At 64.2% G+C, this 23,702-nt stretch carries 20 protein-coding genes; 9 read left to right on the forward strand and 11 right to left on the reverse strand.

The window, feature by feature from the left end; translation table 11 throughout:
- Nucleotides 1–1,137, reverse strand: coding sequence for an ABC transporter permease (locus GA0061098_RS19485; RefSeq protein WP_091959388.1), 1,137 nt, complete (start codon nucleotides 1,135–1,137; stop codon nucleotides 1–3).
- 174 nt (nucleotides 1,138–1,311) lie between these two features.
- Here GA0061098_RS19485 and GA0061098_RS19490 point away from each other — a divergent pair, with 174 nt between their 5' ends.
- Complete coding sequence (locus GA0061098_RS19490) at nucleotides 1,312–1,587, forward strand: hypothetical protein (RefSeq protein ID WP_091959391.1); 276 nt, start codon at nucleotides 1,312–1,314, stop codon at nucleotides 1,585–1,587.
- Nucleotides 1,588–2,076 carry a phage holin family protein gene (locus GA0061098_RS19495; protein WP_018319253.1) on the forward strand — a complete coding sequence of 163 codons (489 nt, stop codon included), beginning with the start codon at nucleotides 1,588–1,590 and terminating at the stop codon, nucleotides 2,074–2,076.
- A gap of 11 nt (nucleotides 2,077–2,087) precedes the next feature.
- On the opposite strand, the gene GA0061098_RS19500 is transcribed toward GA0061098_RS19495, so the two are convergent.
- Nucleotides 2,088–4,781 carry a bifunctional acetate--CoA ligase family protein/GNAT family N-acetyltransferase gene (locus tag GA0061098_RS19500; protein ID WP_091959394.1) on the reverse strand — a complete coding sequence of 898 codons (2,694 nt, stop codon included), beginning with the start codon at nucleotides 4,779–4,781 and terminating at the stop codon, nucleotides 2,088–2,090.
- Nucleotides 4,782–4,847: 66 nt separating this feature from the next.
- Nucleotides 4,848–5,687 carry a universal stress protein gene (locus GA0061098_RS19505; protein ID WP_091959399.1) on the reverse strand — a complete coding sequence of 280 codons (840 nt, stop codon included), beginning with the start codon at nucleotides 5,685–5,687 and terminating at the stop codon, nucleotides 4,848–4,850.
- Nucleotides 5,688–5,881: 194 nt separating this feature from the next.
- On the opposite strand from GA0061098_RS19505, the gene GA0061098_RS19510 reads away from it, so the two are divergent.
- Both GA0061098_RS19510 and GA0061098_RS19515 read left to right on the forward strand, forming a co-directional pair.
- On the forward strand, nucleotides 5,882–7,414 hold the full coding sequence (locus GA0061098_RS19510; protein ID WP_091959402.1) for a bifunctional aminoglycoside phosphotransferase/ATP-binding protein: 1,533 nt from the start codon (nucleotides 5,882–5,884) through the stop codon (nucleotides 7,412–7,414).
- A 25-nt stretch (nucleotides 7,415–7,439) separates the two neighbouring features.
- Entirely contained in the window at nucleotides 7,440–8,411 is a 972-nt protein-coding gene (locus GA0061098_RS19515) for a CHAD domain-containing protein (protein WP_091959405.1), read from the forward strand.
- Here the strand turns inward: GA0061098_RS19515 and GA0061098_RS19520 are convergent.
- Entirely contained in the window at nucleotides 8,408–10,261 is a 1,854-nt protein-coding gene (locus tag GA0061098_RS19520) for a PHA/PHB synthase family protein (RefSeq protein WP_091959408.1), read from the reverse strand. The two genes, GA0061098_RS19515 and GA0061098_RS19520, sit on opposite strands and share 4 nt — an antisense overlap.
- Nucleotides 10,262–10,472: 211 nt before the next feature.
- On the opposite strand from GA0061098_RS19520, the gene GA0061098_RS19525 reads away from it, so the two are divergent.
- Nucleotides 10,473–11,201: a CBS domain-containing protein gene (locus tag GA0061098_RS19525; protein ID WP_091959411.1), complete on the forward strand. Its 729-nt coding sequence runs from the start codon at nucleotides 10,473–10,475 to the stop codon at nucleotides 11,199–11,201.
- Between the two features lie 38 nt (nucleotides 11,202–11,239).
- On the opposite strand, the gene GA0061098_RS19530 is transcribed toward GA0061098_RS19525, so the two are convergent.
- The 3 genes from GA0061098_RS19530 to GA0061098_RS19540 form a co-directional block, all read right to left on the reverse strand.
- Nucleotides 11,240–11,698 (reverse strand): RidA family protein, encoded by a 459-nt coding sequence (locus GA0061098_RS19530; protein WP_091959599.1) that lies wholly within the window; start codon nucleotides 11,696–11,698, stop codon nucleotides 11,240–11,242.
- Between the two features lie 21 nt (nucleotides 11,699–11,719).
- On the reverse strand, nucleotides 11,720–13,411 hold the full coding sequence (locus GA0061098_RS19535; protein ID WP_091959414.1) for a benzoate-CoA ligase family protein: 1,692 nt from the start codon (nucleotides 13,409–13,411) through the stop codon (nucleotides 11,720–11,722).
- A gap of 137 nt (nucleotides 13,412–13,548) precedes the next feature.
- Nucleotides 13,549–14,067 carry a MarR family winged helix-turn-helix transcriptional regulator gene (locus GA0061098_RS19540; protein WP_165637473.1) on the reverse strand — a complete coding sequence of 173 codons (519 nt, stop codon included), beginning with the start codon at nucleotides 14,065–14,067 and terminating at the stop codon, nucleotides 13,549–13,551.
- A gap of 252 nt (nucleotides 14,068–14,319) precedes the next feature.
- On the opposite strand from GA0061098_RS19540, the gene GA0061098_RS19545 reads away from it, so the two are divergent.
- Together GA0061098_RS19545 and GA0061098_RS19550 are read left to right on the forward strand one after the other, a co-directional pair.
- The gene (locus GA0061098_RS19545) at nucleotides 14,320–15,495 is read left to right on the forward strand and encodes an ABC transporter substrate-binding protein (RefSeq protein WP_091959417.1); all 1,176 of its coding nucleotides are present in this window, start codon (nucleotides 14,320–14,322) and stop codon (nucleotides 15,493–15,495) included.
- Nucleotides 15,496–15,523: 28 nt separating this feature from the next.
- Entirely contained in the window at nucleotides 15,524–15,979 is a 456-nt protein-coding gene (locus GA0061098_RS19550) for a cupin domain-containing protein (protein ID WP_091959420.1), read from the forward strand.
- A gap of 9 nt (nucleotides 15,980–15,988) precedes the next feature.
- Here the strand turns inward: GA0061098_RS19550 and GA0061098_RS19555 are convergent, their stop codons facing one another.
- From GA0061098_RS19555 to GA0061098_RS19570, 4 genes are all read right to left on the reverse strand, one after another.
- Nucleotides 15,989–17,239, reverse strand: a complete 1,251-nt coding sequence (locus GA0061098_RS19555) for a flavin-dependent oxidoreductase (RefSeq protein WP_091959423.1) — start codon at nucleotides 17,237–17,239, stop codon at nucleotides 15,989–15,991.
- A 55-nt stretch (nucleotides 17,240–17,294) separates the two neighbouring features.
- On the reverse strand, nucleotides 17,295–19,646 hold the full coding sequence (locus GA0061098_RS19560) for a bifunctional salicylyl-CoA 5-hydroxylase/oxidoreductase (RefSeq protein ID WP_091959425.1): 2,352 nt from the start codon (nucleotides 19,644–19,646) through the stop codon (nucleotides 17,295–17,297).
- A gap of 99 nt (nucleotides 19,647–19,745) precedes the next feature.
- Nucleotides 19,746–20,582, reverse strand: a complete 837-nt coding sequence (locus GA0061098_RS19565) for an enoyl-CoA hydratase family protein (protein WP_091959430.1) — start codon at nucleotides 20,580–20,582, stop codon at nucleotides 19,746–19,748.
- Nucleotides 20,583–20,625: 43 nt separating this feature from the next.
- Entirely contained in the window at nucleotides 20,626–21,387 is a 762-nt protein-coding gene (locus GA0061098_RS19570) for an SDR family NAD(P)-dependent oxidoreductase (protein WP_091959433.1), read from the reverse strand.
- 213 nt (nucleotides 21,388–21,600) lie between these two features.
- Here GA0061098_RS19570 and GA0061098_RS19575 point away from each other — a divergent pair, with 213 nt between their 5' ends.
- Both GA0061098_RS19575 and GA0061098_RS19580 read left to right on the forward strand, forming a co-directional pair.
- Nucleotides 21,601–22,398 carry an alpha/beta fold hydrolase gene (locus tag GA0061098_RS19575; protein ID WP_245323433.1) on the forward strand — a complete coding sequence of 266 codons (798 nt, stop codon included), beginning with the start codon at nucleotides 21,601–21,603 and terminating at the stop codon, nucleotides 22,396–22,398.
- 12 nt (nucleotides 22,399–22,410) lie between these two features.
- Complete coding sequence (locus GA0061098_RS19580) at nucleotides 22,411–23,700, forward strand: acyl-CoA dehydrogenase family protein (protein WP_091959443.1); 1,290 nt, start codon at nucleotides 22,411–22,413, stop codon at nucleotides 23,698–23,700.
- Nucleotides 23,701–23,702 lie beyond the last annotated feature (2 nt).

Raw genomic sequence — 23,702 nt, forward strand, 5'->3', positions numbered from 1 at the left:
TCACATTCCGATCGAGGCAAAGAAGATCGCGAACAGGCCGTCGAGGACGATCACCAGGAAGATCGACTTCACCACCGACGTCGTGGTCTGCCGCCCGAGCGACTCCGCGCTGCCCTTGACCCGCAAGCCCTCGCTGCAGGCGACGATCCCGATCACCAGCGCCATGAACGGCGCTTTCAGGATGCCCACCTCGAAATGGGTGACGGAGATCGCCTCGTGCAGCCGCGCGATGTAGATCGCCGGCCCCATGTCGCCATAGAACTGCGCGACGAGACCGCCGCCATAGAGCGCGGCGACCGATCCGATGAAGGTGAGGATCGGCAGCGCAATGACCAGGGCCGCAACGCGCGGCAGGATCAGGATTTCGACGGGATCGAGCCCCATGGTCGAGAGCGCGTCGATCTCCTCGCGCATTTTCATCGAGCCGAGCTCGGCGGTGTAGGCGCTTCCCGACCGTCCCGCGACCATGATGGCGACGATCAGCACGCCGAGCTCGCGCAGCACCAGGATGCCGACCATGTCGACGGTGTAGGACTCAGCGCCGAACCTGCGGAAATGGAAGAAGCCCTGCTGGGCGATGATGGCGCCGATCAGGAAGGTGATCAGCGCGACGATGGGGATCGCCTGCCACCCGATGCGGTAGAGCTGATAAACCAGCGAGGTCAGCCGCAGCGAACGCGGCCGGCGCAGCACGCCTATCACGGCCATGAACAATGCGCCGAGCATCTGGAGGAAGATCGTGACGTCTTCCCGCGCGTCGGCCGTGGACTTGCCGAGGTCGCCCAGCCTCGCCAGCACCGGATTGGGCGCAGCCGTCGGGGCCGGCGTGTGGCGGTTGACCTGGCGCACCTCATCCAGCAGCCCGCTGAAATGATCGGCGACGCCGACGAATTCGGCCGACCTGCCCGATGTTGCGGCCCTGCGCGACAATTTTTCCAGGACCCAGGCACCGAGCGTGTCGAGCGCACTGACGCCCGACATGTCCAGGGTGACGACGCGCGAGCGATCGACGTCGGCACCAACCGAGCGGGACAATGTCTCCAGCGTGACCACATTCGCGGCGGTCCAGGGCCCTTCAGGGCGCAGGTTCAGCGCGTCGCCGGACGGCGTCGCGAGCAACAGCGGTTCGTGGTTCACGCTTCCACCTCATCGGGACAACCGGTCCCCATTCAGACGGTATTTCTAGGCCAGCATATGGCGGCCGGCTTGACCTGTCTCAAGACCCGCACCGTGGCCAACGCTTGAGGCAAATCAAGCGCGATCGCGTAGGCGAGCCTTAGGCTCGCTTCCATTCAATGGGGATACCAGTCCATGTTCGACAGCGACAGGATGAGCGAAGAATTGCGGGCGCTGAAGGTTGACGTCACAAGCTTGCTGAGTACCTCCGGCGAGGAGTTGTTCGAGAGCTCGAAGGACCGCGCCGAGGCGCTCGCCGATCAGATCCGTGCCGCGCTGACCGAGCTCGGCGAGACCGTGAACGAAGAGCAGGCGCAGCTTCAGGGTCTCATTGCGGAGCGTCCGATCACGTCGCTCGCCTCCGCCTTCGCGCTCGGCGTCGTTATCGGCTTCATGCTGAGGAGACATTAGGTGAATACCGAGAATGTGGTCAAACATCTGCGTGCGCTGTGGCGCACCGACAGGATCATCGCGGACATCAGGCTGCGCCATCTGCTTGTTGGCCTCGGCTTGCGTGCCTTTGCGGCGCTGATCGCGGCGTTCGGGCTTCTGATGCTGGAGCTGTCGGCCTATTTCGCGCTGGTGCAGATCTGGAGCGCGATTGCCGCGGCGGCCATCCTCGGCGCCGTCAATTTCGCCATCGCGGCCGCTCTGTTCGCGATCGCCGGCCGCGCTCCGTCAGGCCGCGATATCGAGCTTGCCAACGAAATTCACGACACCTCCATCGAAGCCCTCCAGCTCGAGGCGCGCGCGCTCCAGGCCCAGGTGTCGGGCGCGGTGCATCATCCGCTCAGCACGATCGTGCCGGTGCTGGTGCCGCTGATCGCGATCATCATCAGGAACCTGCGGACGTCCTCCAAGACGTCCGCCTCAGCGAATTCGGCTGAAGCGCGCTCCTGAAGCAGGCGCGCTCAGAGCTTTAACTTGACGTCGCAGATATCGGGCTCGGCCGGATCGGGCTTGACCTCGAAGCCGAGCTGCCGGCACATTTCGAGCATCACGGTGTTCTCCTTGAGCACGTCGCCCGATATGACTTTCAGCCCTTCCGACTTGGCGTAGTTGATGATGAGCTGCATGAGGGCCCAGCCGAGCCCCCTGCCCTTGAGATCGGACCGGAGCAGGATCGCGTATTCGCCGCTCTCGTAGATCGAATCCGAATGGAGCCGGACCACTCCGACCATTTCGCCGGTGGCCTCGTCGAAGGCAATGAAGGCCATCGCGCGCGCATAATCGAGCTGGGTCAGGCGCGCGATGAACTCGTGGGTGAACTCCTTCATCGGCGCGAAGAAGCGCAGGCGAAGGTCGTGCGGCGTGACGTGACGCAGGAATTCGTGGATGGTCGGCTCGTCCTCGGGGCGCATGGGCCGCACGAAGATGCGCCAGTCGTCCTTGAGCTTGAGGCGGCGCTCCCATTGCGACGGATAGGCGCGAACGGCGAAATTGGCCGGGCCTGAGCCGACAAACTTTCGTTGCGGCGGCCCGACCGCGACGCGGGCGTCAACCGCGGTCACGCCGGTTTCGTCCGCCAGCAGCGGATTGATGTCGAATTCGCGGATCTCGGGAATGTCGGCCGCCATCTGCGCCAGCTTGACCAGCACCATGGCGACGGCGTCCTGCTTGACCGCCGGCACATCACGATAGGCCTTTAGCAGGCGCGACACGCGCGTGCGGTCGATCAAATCGCGGGCGAGCTGCAAGTCCAGCGGCGGCAGCGCCAGCGCCTTGTCGTTGATGATCTCCACCGCCGTGCCGCCACGGCCGAACACCACGACGGTGCCGAAGGTGGGATCGTCGGCGAGGCCCAGGATCAGCTCGCGCGCCTTCGCCTTGACGACCATCGCCTGGACGATGACCCCGCCGATGCGGGCCTCGGGCCGCAGCTTTCTCGCCCGGGCGAGAATGTCGGAGGTGGCCGCTCGCACGGCCTCCGGCGTCGTCAGATTGAGCACGACGCCACCGACATCGGATTTGTGGATGATGTCCCGCGACATGATCTTCAGCACCACGGTGCCGCCCTGCGCGAAGATTTCCTTCGCATAGGCCACCGCCTGCTCGACATCGGTCGCTGCATAGGTCGGCACCATCGCGATGTCGTAAGCTTCGAGCAGGTGCTTGATCTCGACCGGCTCGAGCCACTCACGGCCATCGGCGATCGCGGCGGTGACGATCTGCCTCGCGCCCCGGGCATCCGGCACGAACGTATCGGGCATCGCGGGGGGAACCTGGCTCAGCTCCTCCACCACTTCGCGGTGCCGGACCAGATGCATGAAGCCGCGCACGGCGTCGTCCTCGGTCGGATAGTTCGGCACGCCGGCACCGGAGAGGGCCTGAATGATGTGCTGATCGGCCCCGACCCAGGCCGCCAATACGGGCTTGGCCCATCGGCGGTGCTGCTCGCGATATTTGCCGACGATCTCAGTCACGGTCGTGGCGATCTCGGCGGCCGAGGCGATCGCCGTTTGCACGTTGAGGACCAGGACCGCATCATTGTCGCGATCGGCCAGCAGCACCTCCAGCGCCGCCGCGTAGCGCGAGGCGTCAGCATCGCCCACGATGTCGACGGGATTTGCACCGGACCAGGTCGGCGGCAGGACCGCATCCAGCGTCTTGCGCGCCTCCGCAGAGATGGTCGCCGGAATTCCGCCGAGTTCGACCAAGCGATCGACGGCGAGGACGCCGATGCCGCCACCGTTGGTCAGGATGGCGAGACGCTTTCCCGTCGGCGACTCGACGCGGCCGAGTGTCTCGGCGCAATCGAACAGCTCACGCAGATCGGAGACCCGCAGGACACCCGCGCGACGGAAGGCCGCGTCGTAGACCGCGTCGGCGCCGGCGAGCGCGCCGGTATGCGTGGCGGCCGCCTTTGCGCCCTGCGCCATGCGGCCGGATTTCACCACGACGACAGGCTTCACGCGCGCGGCGGCACGTGCTGCCGACATGAACTTGCGCGCGTCCTTGATGGATTCGATGTAGAGCAGGATCGCGCGGGTCTTGTGATCCATCGCGAAATAGTCGAGCAGATCGGCGATATCGACATCGATCTGATCGCCGATCGAGACGATGCCGGAAAAGCCGACGCCGCGCTGCGCAGCCCAGTCGACCATGCCGGCAGCGATCGCGCCCGATTGCGAGATCAGCGCGAGGCTGCCCGCCCCGGGCATGTGCGCGGCAAAGCTGGCATTCAGACTGACCCCGGGCATCATGATGCCGAGGCAGTTCGGTCCGATCAGCCGCATGCCGTATTTGCGGGCCGCCGCGATTGCAGCCTCGTGCAGAGATCCCGGTCCGTGGCCGAGCCCGGCGGAGACGATCAGCGCGCCTGCCGATCCGCGACGGCCGGCCTGGTCGATGATACCGGGAATCTCACGCGCCGGCGCGGTGATGACCACGAGCTCGGGCACGAAGTCCAACCCGTCCAGATTTTTCACCGCCGCGACGCCGCCGATTTCGGCATGGCGTGGATTGACCAGGCCGAACCGCCCCTTGAATTCGGCCTTGTGAATGTTCTCCAGAACGGCGCGTCCGACGGAGACCGGACGGGCGCTCGCGCCGACGAGCGCAACTGAACGCGGCGCCAGCAGATTGTTGAGGCGATAGGTTGACATGAAAGCAAATGCGCCGGGTCAGCGGCGGTTCCGATGGTTGACGATCAAGCCGGGAAAATGGCGAGCCTAGTGCGAGATCATAACCCAGCACGGTGGCTGGCCAATGACGGTCTTTGTCACACCGCCCCACACGATCTCGTTCAGGCGTGAATGATGGTAGGCGCCCATCACGATCGCATCCATGCCATGGGAATTCGCCCAGCTTCCCAGTACCTTGCCGATCGAGCTGCCGTTGCCGGTCACCGTTTCGAACGAAGCATAGACCCCGTGTTCCCTGAGATGGTCGACGAGAGCCGCGCCAGATCGCACCACCGCGTCAGCCTTGTCCTCCACTACCGTCACCACGCGGACCGAGGTGGCAGCCTGAAGAATCGGCAATGCGTCTCCGACCGCACGCGCAGCGCGGGCAGAATGATCCCAGGCGATCATGACGTTCTCGAATTCCGGCCGCAACTGCTCCGCATGCTGCTCCGGGCAGAGCAGCAGCGACCGCCCGGATTCGAACAGGAGAGTTTCGATGATGTGCTCCGTTCGGCTGTCGTGCGGCTTCACGGGAAACAGCGTGAGATCGCTGAAGCGGGCATGCTCGGCCAGGATCGCCGCGATCTGGTCAGCCGGCACCTTGCCCGTTCGGCTCTGGGCGCGGATGTTGGCGCGGGAGGCCGCATTGGTGAAGGCATTGAGGAGCTGCTGCGTGTCGTCCGCCTCACGCGAACTGCCGGCCTCCGCGGAATCGCGATCATGAGGCAGCATCACCTTCGGCCTCTCGAAAACGTCTTCCTCGAGCGCGAGCGCCGTGATCCTGGCGCCGAGGTCGGCGGCGACGGCCACACATTTCTCGATCGCAATCAGCGCCGGTCCGCGGGGCTGGCCGACAAGCGGCAGAAAGACATCCTTGATGGGCATCGGGATTCTCCTTGGGCGTCAGAATACGCCCGCGTTCGTCCGGATGCTTGATCCTGGTCAAGCCAAGGGAACCTCGTCCAGTTCACCAGTAACAGGTGTTAACCGACGTCAAGGACTGGCCGCGATCTGCTGCTAAGGGTTACCTTGGTCGGCGGACCGGCCGCCTTCCGACGCATCTGGATGTGCCAGCGGGAATGACAGACGATTCTGCGACCCAGGACCGGATCTTTGCGGCGCTCTCCGATTCGGGCAGGCATCCGGGCGTGAAGCGGGTCGACACGCACGCAGCTTCGGTCTTTCTCGAAGGCAAGCGAGCGCTGAAGATCAAGCGGGCTGTGCAATTTCCCTTCCTCGACTATTCGACGCTCGAGAAACGTAAGGCGGCCTGCGAGGAGGAAATCCGGATCAACCGGCCGCTGGCGCCACAGATCTACCACCGGGTCGTCGCGATCACCGAGGAGGCGGACGGATCGTTGAAGGTCGACGGACAGGGCCAGCCGGTCGAATATGCGGTCGAGATGGCGCGCTTCGACGAAAACCGGACGCTCGATCATCTGGCAAAGGCCGGCCCGCTGAATGCGGCCCTTGCTTCGGCTGCCGCCGACGCGATCGTGGCTTCCCACGGCGCGGCGACACGCGCGAACGGCGAAGCATGGGTCGCCTCCATCCCCGCGCTGATCGACGGCAACAGTCACGGTCTGCGGGTCGGCGGTCATTTCAACGCGGCAGACGTCGAAAAGCTCGGCAAAGCCTCCCACGAAGCGTTCCTGCGTGTTCGTCCGCTGCTTGCAGCGCGCGGCTGTCAGGGCTTCGTGCGCCGCTGCCATGGCGATCTGCATCTCGCAAACATCGTTCTGCTCGACGACCGGCCGGTGCTGTTCGATGCCATCGAGTTCGATGCGCGGATCGCAACCGTCGACGTGCTCTACGATCTCGCATTCACTCTGATGGACCTGTTGCGCTACGATCAGCCAGCTGCCGCCAACATCGTCCTGAACCGCTATCTCGCTGCGACGCCGGCCGACAATCTCGACGCCCTCTCGGCCCTGCCGCTGTTCATGTCCATCCGGGCGGCGATCCGCGCCCAGGTGGCCCTGGCACGGCTGAAGCCGCCGCATTCCGATAACCCCGGTATCCTGGATGAGGCGCAGCGTTATTTTGAGCTCGCGGGGATGCTGATCCATCCCGCCGCTCCGCGCCTGATTGCGGTCGGCGGCCTGTCAGGCACCGGCAAGACCGTCCTGGCGAATGCGCTCGCGCCCGTCGTCGCACCGCCCCCGGGGGCCGTCGTGCTGCGCAGCGACCTCGTCCGCAAGCAGATGTTCGGGGTCGAGGACACGCACCGCCTGCCGCCGTCCGCCTACACGCCGGAGCACGCCGCTCGCGTCTACGACACGCTGGCTCAGCACGCCCGGCGGGTGCTGGCGCAGGGCCATTCGGCGATCATCGACGGCGTATTCGCCCGCGAGGACGAACGGGACGCGATCGCCGCACTGGCGCGGGAGCGCAATGTGCCCCTGAACGGCCTGTTTCTGGTTGCGGACCTCGCGACCCGGCAGATGCGGATCGGAAGCCGCCGGGGAGACGCATCCGACGCCACGCAAGAGGTTGCTGCGCAGCAAGAGCACTATAATATCGGTCACGTCGGCTGGGCGACCATCGATGCATCCGGGACGCAACAGCAGACGCTCCAGAACTGCCGGGACGCGATCGCTGAAGGCAAATAGGGCAATCTGATTGGCGCGGGCAAACATGGCGCGACCTACCACGACCTCGACGGCCGCTCGCGCCACGCCGGCGGTGCGGCGCAATGCCCTGCCCGGCCGCCTCAGCCCCGGCATGGCCTGCGACACCGCGTTCCGCATCATCGCGCGCCGTCACCTCGATGCCGTGCTCGCCCAGCATGACGGCACCTGCCGCGGCGATCCCGACCCGCTGCATCAGATCCGGATCGCGTTGACGCATCTGCGAACTGCCATCCGCTTCTTCTCGCCGATGGTCGACGACGCCCTGCGCCCGAAGGTCTGGGCCGAACTGAAATGGCTGAACGGTCAGCTCGGCATGGTGCGGGACCTCGACGTGGCGATCGAGCGAATCGTCGCCGAGAGTGGCAACGACCTTGCGGTGGTCGCCGAGCTTCAGCATTGGGACGAAAAGCGCGCCGAGAGCCACCGCCTGCTGGCGCGCGCGCTGCAATCCGCGCGGTGTCGCCGCCTTGTCGAGCAGACCTCGATCTGGATCGAGAGCGGCCCCTGGTCGACCCAGCGCAGCAAGGAAGCCATGCGATTGCGCCGCTGCACGCTCGCCGATCACGCCACGGAGCGGCTGACCGAGTGGGAGACGACGCTGCTCAAGAAGGCGCGAAAACTCCGCGAGCTCGACGTCGAGAAACGACACAAGCTGCGGATTCTCAACAAGCGGCTGACCTATTCGATCGAGTCGCTCCAGGACCTGTTCGCCGAGGAATCGCTGACGAAACAGAAATCGATCCTCAAGAAATTGCGCAAGGCGCAACGGTCGCTCGGACGATTGAACGACGATGCACGGGGACGAGCGTTGGCGGCCTCATTGAACGGCGCCGGCCTCGATGCCGGCAATCGATTTCGCAACCGCAAGCGCGAAGAGAAGCTGTTGCGGACGGCGTCAACGGCCTACCGCAAACTGGACAAGACCAAACCCTTCCGCTCCTCGGACCTCGCACCGAATTCCGAGCCGGAGGTTTAAGTGTGGACGTAGTCCCCCGGCGCATCGGGCAGGTCGGGAGCGTCTCCAAGTCCGATCGGCGGAGGATCGCCGGGCGCACCGGAGCGCGCCGCCAGCCATTTGATCCATTCCGGCCACCACGACCCCTGGACGCGCGGAGCCAGCTTCAGCCATTCGTCCGCACCGACATAGGGCGCGTCCTCGGCCTTGCTCAGCACTTGATAGCTGTGGCCGGGCTCGTCGGGGGGCGCGACGACGCCCGCATTGTGACCGCCGCTGGTCAACAGGAACGTCACGTCGGCATCGACCTGATAGTGAATCTTGTAGACCGATCGCCACGGCGCCACGTGATCGGCCAGCGTGCCGACCACGAACATCGGGGCGTGAATATCGGACAGCGAAACGTTCCTGCCGCCGACGTGATAGCGCCCGCCGGCCAGATCGTTGTCGAGGAACAGCTTTCGCAGATATTCCGAATGCATGCGATAAGGCAGCCGCGTTGCGTCCGCGTTCCACGCCATCAGATCGTTCAGCGGCGCGCCCTCGCCCATCAGATAGTCGTGCGACAGCCGCGACCAGATCAACTCGTTGGAGCGCAGCAGCTGAAAGGCGCCGGCCATCTGGGTCGTGTCGAGGTAACCGCGCTGCCACATCATGTCTTCGAGAAAGGCGACCTGGCTCTCGTTGATGAAGAGCGTCAGCTCTCCGGCCTCGGTGAAGTCTGTCTGGGCGGCAAGGAGAGTAACGGTGCCAAGGCGCTTGTCACCGTCGCGCTCCATCGCGGCGGCAGCGATCGACAGCAATGTACCTCCCAGACAATAGCCGAGCGCATGGGTCTTCCGACCCGGCATAACGCGGCCGACCATGTCCAGCGCCGCCATGACCCCCAGCCTGCGATAGTCGTCGAAGGCGAGGTCCCGATCCGTCGCATCCGGGTTGCGCCAGGAGATCGCGAACACGGTGAAACCCTGACCGGTCAGATATTTGACCAGCGAGTTCTGCGGCGAGAGATCGAGGATGTAGTACTTCATGATCCAGGCCGGCACGATCAGGATCGGCTCTGGTCGCACCTGCGCCGTGGTCGGGTGGTACTGGATCAGCTCGATCAGCTCGTTACGGTAGACGACCTTGCCGGGCGAAGCCGCCACCGACTTGCCGACCAAAAACTGCTCGCCGTCCGCCGCTTTCGACGTGGAGAGCAGGCGCATCAGGTCGCTGCACCAGTTTTGCCATCCGAAAACGAAATTCTCGCCGCCACTCTGGAACGCCTTCTCCAGCACCTTCGGATTGGTCGCCGCGAAATTCGACGGCGCCAGCATGTCGAGCGTCTGGCGCATCGAGAACTCGACGATGGCCTGATTTGCGTGCGACACGCCGCGCACGCCGGTCGTGGCATCGTGCCACCAGCGCTCTCCGAGCAGAAACGCCTGCGCCAGCAGATTGAACGGCGCGGTCTCCCATTGCGGTCCACTGAAGCGGCGATCGCGTCCCTGCGGCTGGATCACAGACCACGGCTTTTGCTCCGGTGACGCCGCGTGGGCGACGGCTTCGGCCAACCGGCCGGCGTCACGCAGGATGTTGCGGGACATTTCCAGCTGGCGCTGCGGCGCCGCAGCCAGATGCGAGCTCCAGTCGAGCCAGGCCAGCGACAAGGCCAGCGGCGAAATCCCGCCTGTGAATCGCGCCAGCATCGCGTGAAACGCGCGGTCGAGCGGATATGGCTCCAATGCAGGCGGAGGATCGGCGGCGGCAGGCGCTCCTGCGGGAGTTTCGGGGCTCACCAACGAGGCTTCGGGAGCAGCGACGGGATTGACGGGAAGAGCCTGCGCCGCCGGCTCTTCGGCCCGTGGAAAGATCTGCACGACGCTCATGGGTCAATGTTCCCGAGGGCTTCTGGTCTACGTCGGCAGCAGGATATGGCGAGGCTTCACAGAGGCGTTGAGCTGCATCAAATCCAGGGCGCGGATCAGGATTGCTTAATCAGGATGGACCGGCTTCGTCCGATTGACCTGAGTCAAACCGCACCCTGATGTCCGAGCTAGTTTTCGCGCATCGAATTTCGACAAGCCAGCGGAGTTGTCCATGCGCGCCCACCAGATCATGACCCGGTCGGTCATCTCGGTTACCCCCGACACAAGCATCGTAGAGGCGGCAAATATCATGCTGAAGCGGCATGTCAGCGGTCTCACGGTGGTCGACGATACCGGCAAGCTGGTCGGCGTCGTGTCGGAAGGAGATTTCATCCGCCGCAGCGAAATCGGCACTGGGCGCAAGCGCGGACGCTGGCTGCGATTTATCCTCGGTCCGGGCAAGTCGGCCAGTGATTTTGTCCATGAGCATGGCCGCAAGGTCGCGGAAGTGATGACCGACTCGCCCGTAACCATCACGGAGGACACGGCGCTCCCGGAGATCGTCGACCTCATGGAGCGGAACAACGTGAAGCGGCTTCCGGTGGTGCGCGGCGACAAGGTCGTCGGGATCGTATCCCGCGCCAATCTGCTGCAGGCGGTGGCGGGGCTCGCCCGCGAAGTGCGTGATCCGACGGCGGATGACGACCACATTCGCAGCCGCATCATCGACACCATGGAGAAGAACGACTGGTGCCCGTTCGGGCTGAACGTCATCGTCCGCGACGGCATCGTTCACCTCAGCGGCGTCATCACCGAAGAGCGCACGCGGCAGGCCGCGATGGTCGCCGCGGAGAACGTCGACGGCGTGAAGAAGGTGCACGACCATCTGTGCTGGGTCGACACCATGTCGGGCATCTATCTGAACTCGCCCGAGGACGACGAGCTCGCCAAGGCAAGCTAGCAAGGCAAGTTGACAAGGCGAGCTGAACCAGACGCGATTCAGCGCGGAATGACGGCGGTGGCCTCGATCTCGACGCGCGCCGCCTTCTCCACGAGGCGCACCACCTGCACCAGCGCCATCGCCGGGTAATTTGCGCCGAAGATGGCACGGTAGATCTTACCGAGCTCCTTCAGGCTGGACAGGTACTCGTCCATGTCGACGACATACCAGGTCAACCGCACGAGGTGCTCGGGCCTCGCGCCTGCCTCGGCCAGGATCGCGGCGATGTTGCTCAAGGTCTGACCCACCTGCGCGACAAAGCCGTCGGCAAGACGCTCTTCGGCATCCCAGCCGATCACCCCGCCGGTGACGACGATGCGCCCCTCAGCGGCCATGCCATTGGCATAGCCCTTCGGCATCGGCCACCCCGACGGCTGGAGCACCTGCACCCGCGAACGGGTGTCATCCTCGGCTGCTGTCGGCAGCACCGCGAGTTGCGGGCCTTTCGGCGTCGTCACGGACAATTCTTCATCCTCTTCTCATTCCGCCGCGACGCCTGAGGACGTTGCGGCAGCCTGCGCCAGTTGCCGCAGGGCAAAGCGCTTCAATTTTCCGGTCTCGGTCTTGGGGAGTTGTGTCACGAATTCGATGGCACGCGGATATTTGTACGGCGCGATCTCGCGTTTGACATGCTCCTGCAACTCGGTCACGAGCTGAGCGTCCGGCGTCACGCCGGGCGTCGCGACGACATAGGCCTTCACGATCATGCCGCGCGCCTCGTCGGGGGCGCCGACCACGCCGCACTCGGCGACCGCCGGATGCGTGAGCAGCGCCGCCTCGACATCGGTGCCCGCGATATTGTAGCCGGCCGACACGATCATGTCGTCGGAGCGCGACTGGTACCAGAAATAGCCGTCACTATCCATCAGGTAGGTGTCGCCGGTGATGTTCCAGCCGTTCCTGACGTATTTGCGCTGCCGCTCGTCGGCGAGATAGCGGCAACCTGTCGGGCCGCGCACCGCGAGGTTTCCCATCGTGCCCGGCGGCACGTCGTGGCCGTCATCGTCGACGATCTTGGCCTCATAGCCCGGCACGGGCTTGCCCGTTGCGCCGGGGCGGATCTCCTCCTCGGTCGCGCTGATGAAGATGTGCAGCAATTCAGTCGAGCCAATGCCGTCCATCAGCTTGATCCCCGTCGCCTTGAGCCAGGCGTCGAAGGTCGGCTTGGGCAGCGTCTCGCCCGCCGAAACACATTTGCGAAGCGAGGAGATGTCGCGGCCAGGTAGCTTGCCGATCATCGCCCGGTAAGCGGTCGGCGCCGTGAAGCAGACCGTGGTCTTGTATTGCTCGATCGCCGTCAGGATATCGTCCGGCGTCGTCTTCTCCAGCACCACGAAAGAGGCGCCGATATGCATCGGAAACAGCACACCGCCGAAGCCGAAGGTGAACGCGAGCGGCGCCGAGCCGACGAAGCGATCGTTCTGCTCCGCCCGCAAGATGTTACGTGCGTAGCCGTCACACACCGCGAGCATGTCGCGATGGAAATGCATGGTGCCCTTGGGATCGCCTGTCGTGCCGGAGGTGAAGGCGATCAGACAGACGTCGTCGGAGGCGGTATCGATGGCCTTGAACTCCGGGCTCGCGTCGGCGCTGAGCGCTTCGAGCGAGTCCGCCGCGCCATTGCCCCAATAAACAACTCGCTTGAGATTCGACGCCGCAGCTTTTGCCTTCTCCATTTCCTCGGCGAGCTTTCCGTCGCACAGCGCCAGCGCAATCTCCGCCTTCTGGATCGGATAGGACAGCTCCTTGGCGCGCAAGAGCGGCATCGTGGCCACGACAATGCCACCGGCCTTGATGACTGCGAGATAGGTCGCGACCATCATCGGGTTGTTGGCCGAGCGCAATAGCACACGCCCGCCGGGGATGAGACCGAGCTTGCCGACCAGCACGTTGGCGATGCGGTTCACCAGCGCTTGCAGCTCGCGATAGGTGTAACTGACGGCGGGACTGACGACGCAGGGAGCCTCGCCATGTCCCTGCTCGACCCAGCGATCGAGGAAATAACTGACGCAGTTCAATCGCGGCGGATAGCGCAGCTCCGGCCGCGTGAAGATGAACTCCGGCCAGAGCTCGCGTGGCGGCAGATGCTGCCGCGCAAACGTATCGAAATGGGCCGTCGCGGCGTTGCCGTCATGCGAGCCCGACACTTGAATCTTGGCGGCGTTGGCCATCGCACGCTCCTTTCAGCATGGATTGCACCCGGCAGCACGATCTGGGAAACATTTTAGGCTTAAAACAATTTGGCGCAATAGCGGATTTTGGGCACCCCGTGCTTTTTCCTGCGGCAAAAGGGGTTGGGCGGCGGTTCTTACGGCCGGCGGCGCGCGGCCGATTTCTGCGCCGACGCCTTGGTCTTGGCGAGCAGCCGCATCAATTCGCGCACATCCTTTGGCGAGAGTTCGGCGAAGAGATCGGCGATCCAGGTCTCGTGCTCCGCAGCCATCTTGCGGAACTCGGCGCGACCGAGTTTCGTGAGGCGGATCACCTGGACCCGGCGATCCGTCTCCGAGGTACGACGATCGAGATGGCCGGATTCCACGAGGCGCTCGACGAGACCGGTCACATTTCCGTTCGACACCATCATGCGCTTGGAGACATCGGACAGCGTCATACCGTCAGGCGCCTTGTCGAGCTGAGCCATCAGATCGAAGCGGGGCAGCGTGACGTCGAACCGCTGCCGCAGCCGACCGCGAACCTCGCCCTCGATCAGGGTCGTGCAGGTCAGAAGGCGCAGCCACAGCCGAAGCTCGTCGGCATGGTCTTCCGGCGTTTCGACGGCCTTGGTCTCGGAATCGAGCATCTCGGTGCGTTCACTCTCGGCGGGCATTGGCGCCGGCACGGATTCCCCAACATTTTGAGCTTCAAATAAATCGACGCCGGCCGCAAGTCCAAAGCTGCAACAATCGACCGCACGCCAATTTCTTTAGGCTTCAAATAATTGGCGCGCCGCTTGCATGCACCGCTGCCCGCAGGATGGCGACACTTTGAGCGCTGCTTGCCGCGGCCGCCATCATCGGCATAAGCTTGGATCAGAGTACGCGGCTTGCAGCGCAAGCCCTGATGTCACGGGGGACAGATCATGAAGACGCAATTGACCTTGGCCGCAACTGCCCTGCTGCTCGGCACCGCCGTGACCCCCGCCCTCGCCCAGGAGAAGATCAAGCTCGGGGTGATCGTGACCCTGTCAGGACCAGCCGCCGCGCTTGGCCAGCAGGTTCGCGACGGCTTTGCGCTCGCAGTAAAGGACCTCGGCAGCAAGATGGGCGGCCGTGACGTCGAGGTCGTCGTAGTCGATGACGAACTGAAGCCGGACGCGGCGGTGACCAAGGTCAAGGGTCTGCTGGAACGCGACAAGGTCGACTTCGTGATCGGCCCGATCTTCTCCAACATCCTGCAGGCGATCCACCGGCCCGTGACGGAATCGAAGACCTTTCTGATCAGCCCCAACGCGGGCCCGTCGACCTTTGCCGGCAAGGACTGCAACCCGTTCTTCTATGTGACCTCGTATCAGAACGATCAGGTGCACGAGATCCTCGGCAAGGTCGCGCAGGATCGGGGCTACAAGCGCATGTATCTGATGGTGCCGAACTATCAGGCCGGCAAGGATTCGGTGGCGGGCTTCAAGCTCGACTACAAGGGCGAGATCGTCGAGGAATCCTACATGCCGCTGAACACGCTGGACTTCCAGCCGGAGCTTTCCAAGATCTCCTCGCAGAAGCCCGATGCGCTCTTCACGTTCATGCCCGGCGGCCTCGGCGTCAATCTCGTCAAGCAATACCGGCAGGCCGGCCTCGCCGACAGCATTCCGGTGCTCTCGGCGTTTACGGTGGATGAATCGACCTTGCCGGCGCAGCAGGACGCGGCCGTCGGCATGTTCGGCGGCGCCAACTGGGCGCCCAATCTCGACAATCCCCAGAACAAGAAGTTCGTCGCGTCCTATGAAGCCGCCTATAACGTCGTGCCCGGCACCTACGCCTTCCAGGCCTACGACGCCGCGATGCTGATCGACAGCGCGGTCAAGGCCGTGAAGGGCGACCTGTCGAACAAGGATGCCGTCCAGGCCGCGCTGAAGAAGGCCGACTTCACCTCGCTGCGCGGCACCTTCAAGTTCAACACCAACGGCTATCCGATCCAGGATTTTTATCTGACCAAGGTCGCCAAGCGTCCGGACGGCAAGTTCCAGACGGAGATCATGCAGAAGGTCTTCGAGAATTACGGCGACCGCTACGCCAAGGACTGTAAGGCGGCGAACTAAAGCCGCGACGGGTTACGGGAGGACTTCAATGAGCAGCGAAATCACCGGCATCACGCGGGCCAACGAGGGAATCCAGGGCATTTCCTGGAACATCCTCGGTCAAACCTACGTGCCGAAGAGCAAGACCGAGCACAGTTTCTCCTGGCACGCGACCTTGCCGCCGGGCACGTTCGTGCCGCCGCACATTCATCCCGACCAAGATGAATATCTCTACATGCTGGAGGGCAAGCTCGACTTCATGTTGGGCAATTCGGAGTCGCAGGCCACCGCCGGCGACCTGATCCGCCTCGGCATGGGTGTGCCGCACGGCATCTTCAACAAGTCGGAGCAGACCGCAAAAGTGCTGTTCTGGGTGTCGCCGACCAGAAAACTGTTCGACCTGTTCTGGGGCCTTCACAACATGAAGGAGCAGAAGCCGGAGGACGTGGTGGCGATGGCGGCCGAGTTCAACATCCACTTCCTGCCGCCGCCTCCCGGCGGCTAGCGGCGCGCGTCAGGCGCGCACCGCCGCAAGCCCCGGCACGGCGGCGAAGCCTGCCTTGGTCGCGTAGCCGCGCACGATGGCCTCGCGCTGGGAATAGCTCAGCACGTTGTCGACATTGTCGAATCCATCCGGCGCGAGCTGCTCGACGGCGTCGATGACGCCCTCAGGGCCGCCGCGCCGGTTGGAGCGCACGATATCCGCCGTCATCGGCAGGCGCTTCTTCTCGTATTCGAGCAGCGCCTGGCGCGGATGCTCGGCACGCACTAGCGCGTCCGCAAGGCAACGCGCATCGAGGATCGCCTGCGAGGCGCCATTGGAGCCGACCGGATACATCGGATGCGCGGCGTCGCCGAGCAGTGTGACGCGTCCCGACGACCAATAGGGCAAGGGATCGCGGTCACAGGTCGGATATTCGTAGAATTCGGGCGTCGCCGAGATCAGGCTTTTCACGTCGAGATAGGGCACCGAGAAGCGGGCGACGTGCGGCATCAACTCCTCGCGGCGGCCCGGCCGCGACCAGTCTTCCTTCCGAGGCGGTGGCGCATTGCCCTCGCCCACCTTCACCAGCACGGCCCAGTTGGTCAGGCGGCTCGCCGGGCTCGATCCCTCCGCGATCGGATAGATCACCACCTTGGCGTTGAGGCCGCCGGCCACGATCATGGATTTGCCGGTGAGGAACAGCGGCCAGTCTCGCGCACCGCGCCACAGCATCAGGCCGTTCCAGCACGGCGGCCCCTCGCTCGGGAACAGCGTGTCGCGAACGCGCGAATGGATGCCATCGGCGCCGATCAGGATGTCGCCGCGCGCCGTGTGGACATGCGCGCCGGCACGATCGAAGAAGTAAGCGGTGACGCCGCCCTCGTCCTGCGTGAAGGCGCCGAGGCGGCAGCCGGTGTGAATCGCCTCGTGCCCGAGCCGCTCCTCGACGGCGCTGTGGATGACGCCCTGAAGCCGGCCGCGATGAATCGAGAATTGGGGCACGTCGTGACCGGCGTCGATGCCGCGGGCTTCGCGCCAGACCTCCTGGCCATGGCGGTTGAGGTAATAGAGCTGATCGGTGCGGATCGCGACATCGTCGAGCTTCTGGAGCAAGCCGAGTCCGGCGAGCTCGCGCATGGCATGCGGCAGCGTATTGATGCCGACGCCGAGCTCACGAATGGTATCAGCCTGCTCGAAGATTTCGCATCCGATGCCACGCGAACGCAGCATCAGCGCCGTGGTGAGGCCACCGATACCGCCACCGACGATAATCGCCTTCATCGCCCTTACTCCACTCGAAACATGCCAGGCAATGAGGTTAACGTCGCACGGGCGGTTACTCCGCCGCAAGCGGCTTTGTCGCCTCCGCCTTGAGCTCGGCCCGGGTCTTGGGCTTAGCCTTAATGCGCAGCTCATCCAGATCCTGCCGGTCGCGGACACTGTTGCGGAAAATCTGATCCATTCCGGGCAGATATTGCGGCGGGCAGAACGCGTCCTTTGCCCCGTACCAGGCCGCCGCCCTCATGGTGAAGAACGGATCGACCAGATGCGGCCGCCCAAGCGCCACGAGATCCGCCCGGCCAGCAGCCAGGATGGTGTTGGCCTGGTCCGCGGTCGTGATGTTGCCGACGCACATCGTGGCGACGCGCGCCTCGTTGCGGACCTGATCCGAGAACGGCGTCTGGAACATGCGGCCGTAGATCGGCTGCGCATCGCGGACGGTCTGTCCCGTCGAGACGTCGACGAGATCGACACCAGCCTCGGCGAAAGCGCGCGCAACCGCCACCGCGTCGTCGCCGGTGATGCCGCCGTCAGCCCAGTCGGTCGCGGAGATACGTACCGACATCGGCTTGTGCGACGGCCAGACCGCGCGGAGCGCCTCGAAGATCTCGCGCGGGAAACGCAGACGGTTTTCGAGCGAGCCGCCGTATTCGTCCGTCCTGGTGTTCGTCAGCGGCGAGATGAAGCTGGCGAGCAGATAGCCATGGGCACAATGCAGCTCCAACATGTCGAAGCCGCAGCGCTCGCCGCGCTCAGCCGACGCAACGAAAGCGTCCCTCGCCGCGTTCATGCCGGCGCGATCGAGCTCGCGCGGCACCTGGCTGTCGGGAAAATAGGGTAGTGGCGATGCGGAGAACACGTCCCAGCCGCCTTCGTCCAGCGGGCGATCCATGCCGTCCCACATCAGCTTGGTCGCGCCCTTGCGGCCGGCGTGGCCCAACTGGAGGCAGATCTTTGCGGCCGAATTGCCGTGGACGAAGTCCACGATGCGCCGCCACGCCGCTTCCTGCTCGTCGTTCCACAGGCCGGCGCAGCCGGGCGTGATGCGGGCATCGCGGCTGACGCAGGTCATCTCCGTGAAGATCAGGCCGGCGCCACCGATCGCGCGCGATCCGTAGTGCACGAGGTGGAAGTCGGTCGGCACGCCCTCCTTGGCCGAATACATGCACATCGGCGACATGACGGCGCGGTTGGCGATCTCCATCTCGCGCAGACGGAACGGCTGGAACAACGGCACCGCCGGCTTTTTGGTGTCGACGTCAAAGCCGCTGTCGCGAACTTGTTTGGCAAATGACTTCTCGACTTCAGCCACGAAATCGGGCGCGCGGAGCTTCAGATTGTCATAGGTGATCGCCTTCGAGCGCGTCATCACACCGAAGGCGAACTGCACGGGATCAAAATCCCAGAAGCGGTCGACATGCTCGAACCAGACCAGCGAGACGTCGGCAGCATGCTGCGTCTTCTCGACCTCCTCACGGCGGCCGTGCTCGTAGAGATCGAGTGCCGCCTTGGTGCTCGGCGCGTTCTGCATGGCTTCGGCCAGCGCAATCGCGTCTTCCATCGCGAGCTTGGTGCCGGAGCCGATCGAAAAATGCGCGCTCGCCTTGGCATCGCCGAGCAGCACCATGTTATCCTTGACCCAGCGCTTGCTGCGGATCATCGGGAAATTGCGCCACATCGAACGGTTGATGAGCAGCTTATGTCCATCGAGGAACCAGCCAAAAATCTCGGCCATCCGCGCGGCGGACTGCGTCTCGTCCAACCCCCTCAGCCCGGCGCGTTCGAACGTCTGCGGATCGGTCTCGAAGATCCAGGTCGAGTGTCCGGCCTCATACTGATAGGCGTGGGCGATGAACGGCCCCCACTCGGTCTCCTGGAAGATGAAGGTGAAGGCATCGAGCGGCTTGGTCGAGCCCATCCAGGCGAACTTGTTGGAGCGGAGGTCGACCTCCGGCTGGAAATGATCGATGTATTTCTCGCGGAAGCGGCTGTTGATGCCGTCGGCGATCAGGACGAGCTCGGCATCGGCGAAGCGGGATTCGTCGTCGACATCCACTTCGAAATGCAGGACGACGCCAAGCTCGCGGGCCCGCTCCTGAAGGATCAGGAGCAGCTTGCGCCGCGAGCAGCCGCAAAAGCCGTTACCGCCGACTCGGTGGACCGTGCCGCGGAAATGCACGGCGATGTCGTCCCAGTATGCGAACTCCTGGGTGATACGACGGTAGCTCGGCAGATCGTGTCTTTCGAAATTGTCCAGCGTGGCATCGGAGAAGACCACGCCGAAGCCGAAGGTGTCGTCGGCCCGATTGCGCTCATACACCGTGATGTCGGCGCCCGGGCGCTGCTTCTTGAGCAGGATCGCAGCGTAGAGACCCGCAGGTCCGCCACCGATGATCGCGACTTTCATGGGAGCCTCGCCAATTCACCCGGCCATGAAACTATTTTAAGCCTAAAATAATTTCGCGCAAGTCCCCCCGTTGCTGGCCGGCTCGGACAAAGACGCCGTTTAGTCGCCCCTGAATACCGGCTTGACCTTGTTGGCGAAGGCCTCGAAGGCGCGCTCGAAATCGGCCGTGGTCATGCACAGGGCCTGGGCAACGGCTTCCGCCTCGATCGCCTCCTCCACCGACATGGCCCATTCCATCGCCAGCATCCGCTTGGTCATGGTGTTGGCGAAGGTCGGCCCTTCCGCGATCTGCTTGGCCAGGACCTGCGCCTGGGGCAGCACCTGCTCCGACGTCACGATGCGGCTGAAGAAGCCCCAGCGCTCACCCTCCTCCGCGGTCATGAACCGGCCGGTGTAGAGCAGCTCGGAGGCGCGGGACTGCCCGATGATCCGCGGCAGGATCGCGCAGGCGCCCATGTCGCAACCGGCAAGGCCCACCTTGTTGAACAGGAAAGCAACCTTGGTCCCGCTCGCTGCGAGGCGCATGTCCGAGGCCATGGCGACGATCGCACCGGCCCCGGCACAGATGCCCTCGACCGCGGCTATGATCGGCTGCGGGCAGGCCCGCATCGCCTTGACGAGATCGCCGGTCATCCGCGTGAAGGCCGTCAGCCCCTTGGTGTCCATCTTCACCAGCGGGCCGATGATCTCGAACACGTCACCACCGGACGAGAAATTGCCGCCGGCGCCGGTGACGACGATGGATTTGACCTCGTCGTCGAAGGCGCAAGCGCGGAAGAAATCGGTCAGTTCCCGGTAGCTTTCGAACGTCAGCGGATTCTTTCGTTCGGGCCGGTTGAGCGTGACCGTCGCGACGCCGTCGACCACCGCCAGCACGAAGTGCTGCGGCGAATAGTCCGCGAGCGGAATGGTGACGGGATTTGCTGGTCTGCTCATGCGATCTCCTTGGCTTCCTTGTTCGGCGCCTGCGCCATTCAGGCTAGACCTCGCCCCCGGCCACGGCAATCGCCTGCCCGGTGATCGCGCCGGCACCGTCGCCGCACAACCAGAGAACCGCGTCTGCCACTTCCTGAGGCGCGATCAGGCGTCCTTGCGGATTGTGTTTCGCGAACTCTGCGATCGCCTGCTCGCGACTACGCCCCGTCTTGTTCATGATGTTCTCGATGCTGCCGGCGACGAGATCGGTGTCGGTAAAGCCGGGACACACCGCGTTCACGGTGACATTGCTTCCGGCCATCTCGATGGCAAGGGAACGCACCAGACCGATCACGGCATGCTTGGCCGCGCTGTATGCGCTGACATAGGCATAGCCCTTCAGCCCCGCCGTCGACGCGACCGCGACAATACGGCCATAGGGACGATCTTTCATGCCCGGCAGCACGGCACGGACGGCGTGAACCACGCCCATGAAATTGACATCCATCATGCGCGCAAAAAGAGCGGCGTCCGACTTCGCGAATGGCGCCGATTCGGCGCTGCCTGCATTGGCAATCAGGATATCAATCGGCTGCCGCGCGCTGGCCTCGCTAATAGCGGCCTTCAACGACGTTTCGTCCGAAACATCGGCGACGGCCGCAAAATGCGCGGCGCCGGCGTCGACCGCCTCTGCGAGGCTCGCCGCATTCCGGCCAAGCACCGTCACGATGGCCCCGGCACCGACAAGAGACGCCGCGATCGCGCGGCCGATGCCGCGGCCACCACCGGTCACCAGTGCGTGCGGCGAGTGCGGCAATCCGGACATGCGCTGGCTCCCTCAAATCCGATGATCGTTCCTCTGATATATTTTAACCTTCAAATTTTTGCAACGAAAGCGGCGCTCGCCACGGCAAACGTCACGGCACGAGCAGGCGGCCCGAAAATTGCTTTAAGTATAAAATTATCGCTTCCCATCCCCCACAGGCCTGTTAGCATCAAGGGCCAAGCAAAAGGATGTCGCGTGTCGCAGCCTGCGCCAATGATAACAAAGGACGGACGCTTCGCCTACGAAGCCGCGGGCGATCCGAATGCGACATCTCTAATTTTCCTGCATGGCATCGGCGGCGCAGCGCGGGCCTGGCGGCGGCAACTTGCCACGTTCGGTGACCGCTTCCGCGCAATCGCATGGGATATGCCGGGTTACGGCAGATCGGCACCGCTCGCCAGCGTCAGCATCGCTGCCCTGGCTGAGGCGCTCCAGCAATTCATCGAACAACTCGGCGCAGCCAAACCCGTTCTGGTCGGTCACTCGATCGGCGGCATGATCGTGCAGAAGTGGCTGGTGCAGTCTCCAAAGCTGGCACGCGCGGTCGTGCTGGCGCAGACCAGCCCAGCCTTCGGCAAGGCCGATGGCGACTGGCAGAAATCGTTCATCGCGGCGCGGCTCGGGCCGCTCGATCGCGGGGAGACGATGAAGTCGCTGGCGCCCTCGTTGGTGAAGGAGCTTGTCGGCGACGATCCCGATCCGAACGGGATGGAGCTCGCACGCGAATGCATGGCAAGCGTGCCCGAGGCAAGTTATCGCGCCATGATGCTGGCTCTCATCGGCTTTGACCAGCGCAGCACACTCAAGGACATCTCCGTCCCCACGCTGCTGCTGTCGGGATCCAAGGACAACAATGCGCCTGCGCCGATGATGGCAAAGACGGCGAGCTACATTCCCTCGTCCGAATATGTCGAGCTCGCCGGCGTTGGCCATCTCGCCAACCTCGAGCGCCCCGAGGCCTTTGACGAGGCCCTCGGCCGGTTCCTGAACTCTCTCGCGACCAAAGCGTAAGGTGACTGCGCAATGACCATGCAAGTCAGCAAGACGATCGGCACGACCGACAAGGTTGCACTGGATGCGCCGATCTTCGATCCCGTTGCATTCCGCCTCAGCGACGAGCAGGCCGGCATCATCACCCGCGCAAGGGAGATCGGCCAAACCGTGTTCGCCGCTCGCGCCGCCACTTACGATCGCGAGGCGACCTTTCCGATCGAGAATTATCGCGACCTGCACCGCGTCGGCCTGCTCGGCATTGCCGTTCCCAAGAAACACGGTGGACTCGGCGCGAACTACCAGACCTATGCTTTGGCGGCTGCCGAGATCGGCCGCTATTGCGGCGCGACCGCCCTGACCTGGAACATGCACGTGTGCTCGACCCTGTGGTCAGGGCCCCTCGCCGACGATCTCGATATGGACGCGGAGACCCGCGCCGAGCACGAGCGGCGGCGCGCGGTTCACTACAAGCGCATCGTCGAGGACGGTGCGATCTATTCGCAACCCTTCTCCGAGGGCGGAGCGGCCGCCGCAGGCGGTGTCGCCTTCGGCACGGAAGCAAGGCCGGTCGAGGGCGGCTGGATCGTCAACGGCAAGAAGATTTTCGCATCGCTGTCTGGTCACGCCGACTATTACGGCGTGCTCTGCACTGAGATCGAGGAAGGCGAGAAGGCCTCGCGCCGCAACACGCTTTACCTCGCGATCTCAGCCAAGTCCGAAGGCGTCTCGGTCGTCGGCGACTGGGACCCGCTCGGCATGCGCGGAACGGTTTCACGGACGCTTCTGTTCAAGGACGTGTTCGTGCCGACCGACTCTGCACTGATGCCGCGCGGCGTCTATTTCCAGGCCGCGATGCGCTGGCCGCACATGTTCCTGACGCTGTCGCCGACCTATATGGGCCTGGCGCAAGCCGCCTATGATTTCACCGTGCGTTATCTGCGCGGCGAAGTGCCGGGCATGCCGCCGGTCAAGCGCCGGATGTATCCGACCAAGCAGATCGCGGTCGCGCAGATGCAGATCAAGCTGGAACAGATCAAGGCGATCTGGTTCCAGGCGATCACCGAAGCCTGCGCCAATCCGAGCAAGGAGCAGGTGCTGCGGGCCTATGCCGCGCAATATTCGGTAATGGAAGGCGCCAACGAGCTTGCCGCGCTCGCGATCCGCACCTGCGGCGGCCAGGCCATGCTTCGATCGCTGCCGCTGGAGCGGATCTATCGCGACAGCCGCTGCGGCTCGCTGATGCTGCCCTGGACCGCCGAGCTCTGCCTCGACAGGATCGGACGCGAGGCGCTGTATGAGACCGGCGAGACGGACGACTGACG

The sequence above is a fragment of the Bradyrhizobium shewense genome (genome assembly GCF_900094605.1).
Lineage (GTDB): Bacteria > Pseudomonadota > Alphaproteobacteria > Rhizobiales > Xanthobacteraceae > Bradyrhizobium > Bradyrhizobium shewense.

Coding starts and splice junctions, on each gene's coding strand:
- GA0061098_RS19490 (WP_091959391.1), top strand. CDS start 1,312: ATGTTCGACAGCGACAGGATGAGCGAAGAATTGCGGGCGCTGAAGGTT.
- GA0061098_RS19500 (WP_091959394.1), bottom strand. CDS start 4,781: ATGTCAACCTATCGCCTCAACAATCTGCTGGCGCCGCGTTCAGTTGCG.
- GA0061098_RS19505 (WP_091959399.1), bottom strand. CDS start 5,687: ATGCCCATCAAGGATGTCTTTCTGCCGCTTGTCGGCCAGCCCCGCGGA.
- GA0061098_RS19510 (WP_091959402.1), top strand. CDS start 5,882: ATGACAGACGATTCTGCGACCCAGGACCGGATCTTTGCGGCGCTCTCC.
- GA0061098_RS19515 (WP_091959405.1), top strand. CDS start 7,440: ATGGCGCGACCTACCACGACCTCGACGGCCGCTCGCGCCACGCCGGCG.
- GA0061098_RS19520 (WP_091959408.1), bottom strand. CDS start 10,261: ATGAGCGTCGTGCAGATCTTTCCACGGGCCGAAGAGCCGGCGGCGCAG.
- GA0061098_RS19525 (WP_091959411.1), top strand. CDS start 10,473: ATGCGCGCCCACCAGATCATGACCCGGTCGGTCATCTCGGTTACCCCC.
- GA0061098_RS19535 (WP_091959414.1), bottom strand. CDS start 13,411: ATGGCCAACGCCGCCAAGATTCAAGTGTCGGGCTCGCATGACGGCAAC.
- GA0061098_RS19540 (WP_165637473.1), bottom strand. CDS start 14,067: ATGCCCGCCGAGAGTGAACGCACCGAGATGCTCGATTCCGAGACCAAG.
- GA0061098_RS19545 (WP_091959417.1), top strand. CDS start 14,320: ATGAAGACGCAATTGACCTTGGCCGCAACTGCCCTGCTGCTCGGCACC.
- GA0061098_RS19550 (WP_091959420.1), top strand. CDS start 15,524: ATGAGCAGCGAAATCACCGGCATCACGCGGGCCAACGAGGGAATCCAG.
- GA0061098_RS19555 (WP_091959423.1), bottom strand. CDS start 17,239: ATGAAGGCGATTATCGTCGGTGGCGGTATCGGTGGCCTCACCACGGCG.
- GA0061098_RS19560 (WP_091959425.1), bottom strand. CDS start 19,646: ATGAAAGTCGCGATCATCGGTGGCGGACCTGCGGGTCTCTACGCTGCG.
- GA0061098_RS19565 (WP_091959430.1), bottom strand. CDS start 20,582: ATGAGCAGACCAGCAAATCCCGTCACCATTCCGCTCGCGGACTATTCG.
- GA0061098_RS19570 (WP_091959433.1), bottom strand. CDS start 21,387: ATGTCCGGATTGCCGCACTCGCCGCACGCACTGGTGACCGGTGGTGGC.
- GA0061098_RS19575 (WP_245323433.1), top strand. CDS start 21,601: ATGATAACAAAGGACGGACGCTTCGCCTACGAAGCCGCGGGCGATCCG.
- GA0061098_RS19580 (WP_091959443.1), top strand. CDS start 22,411: ATGACCATGCAAGTCAGCAAGACGATCGGCACGACCGACAAGGTTGCA.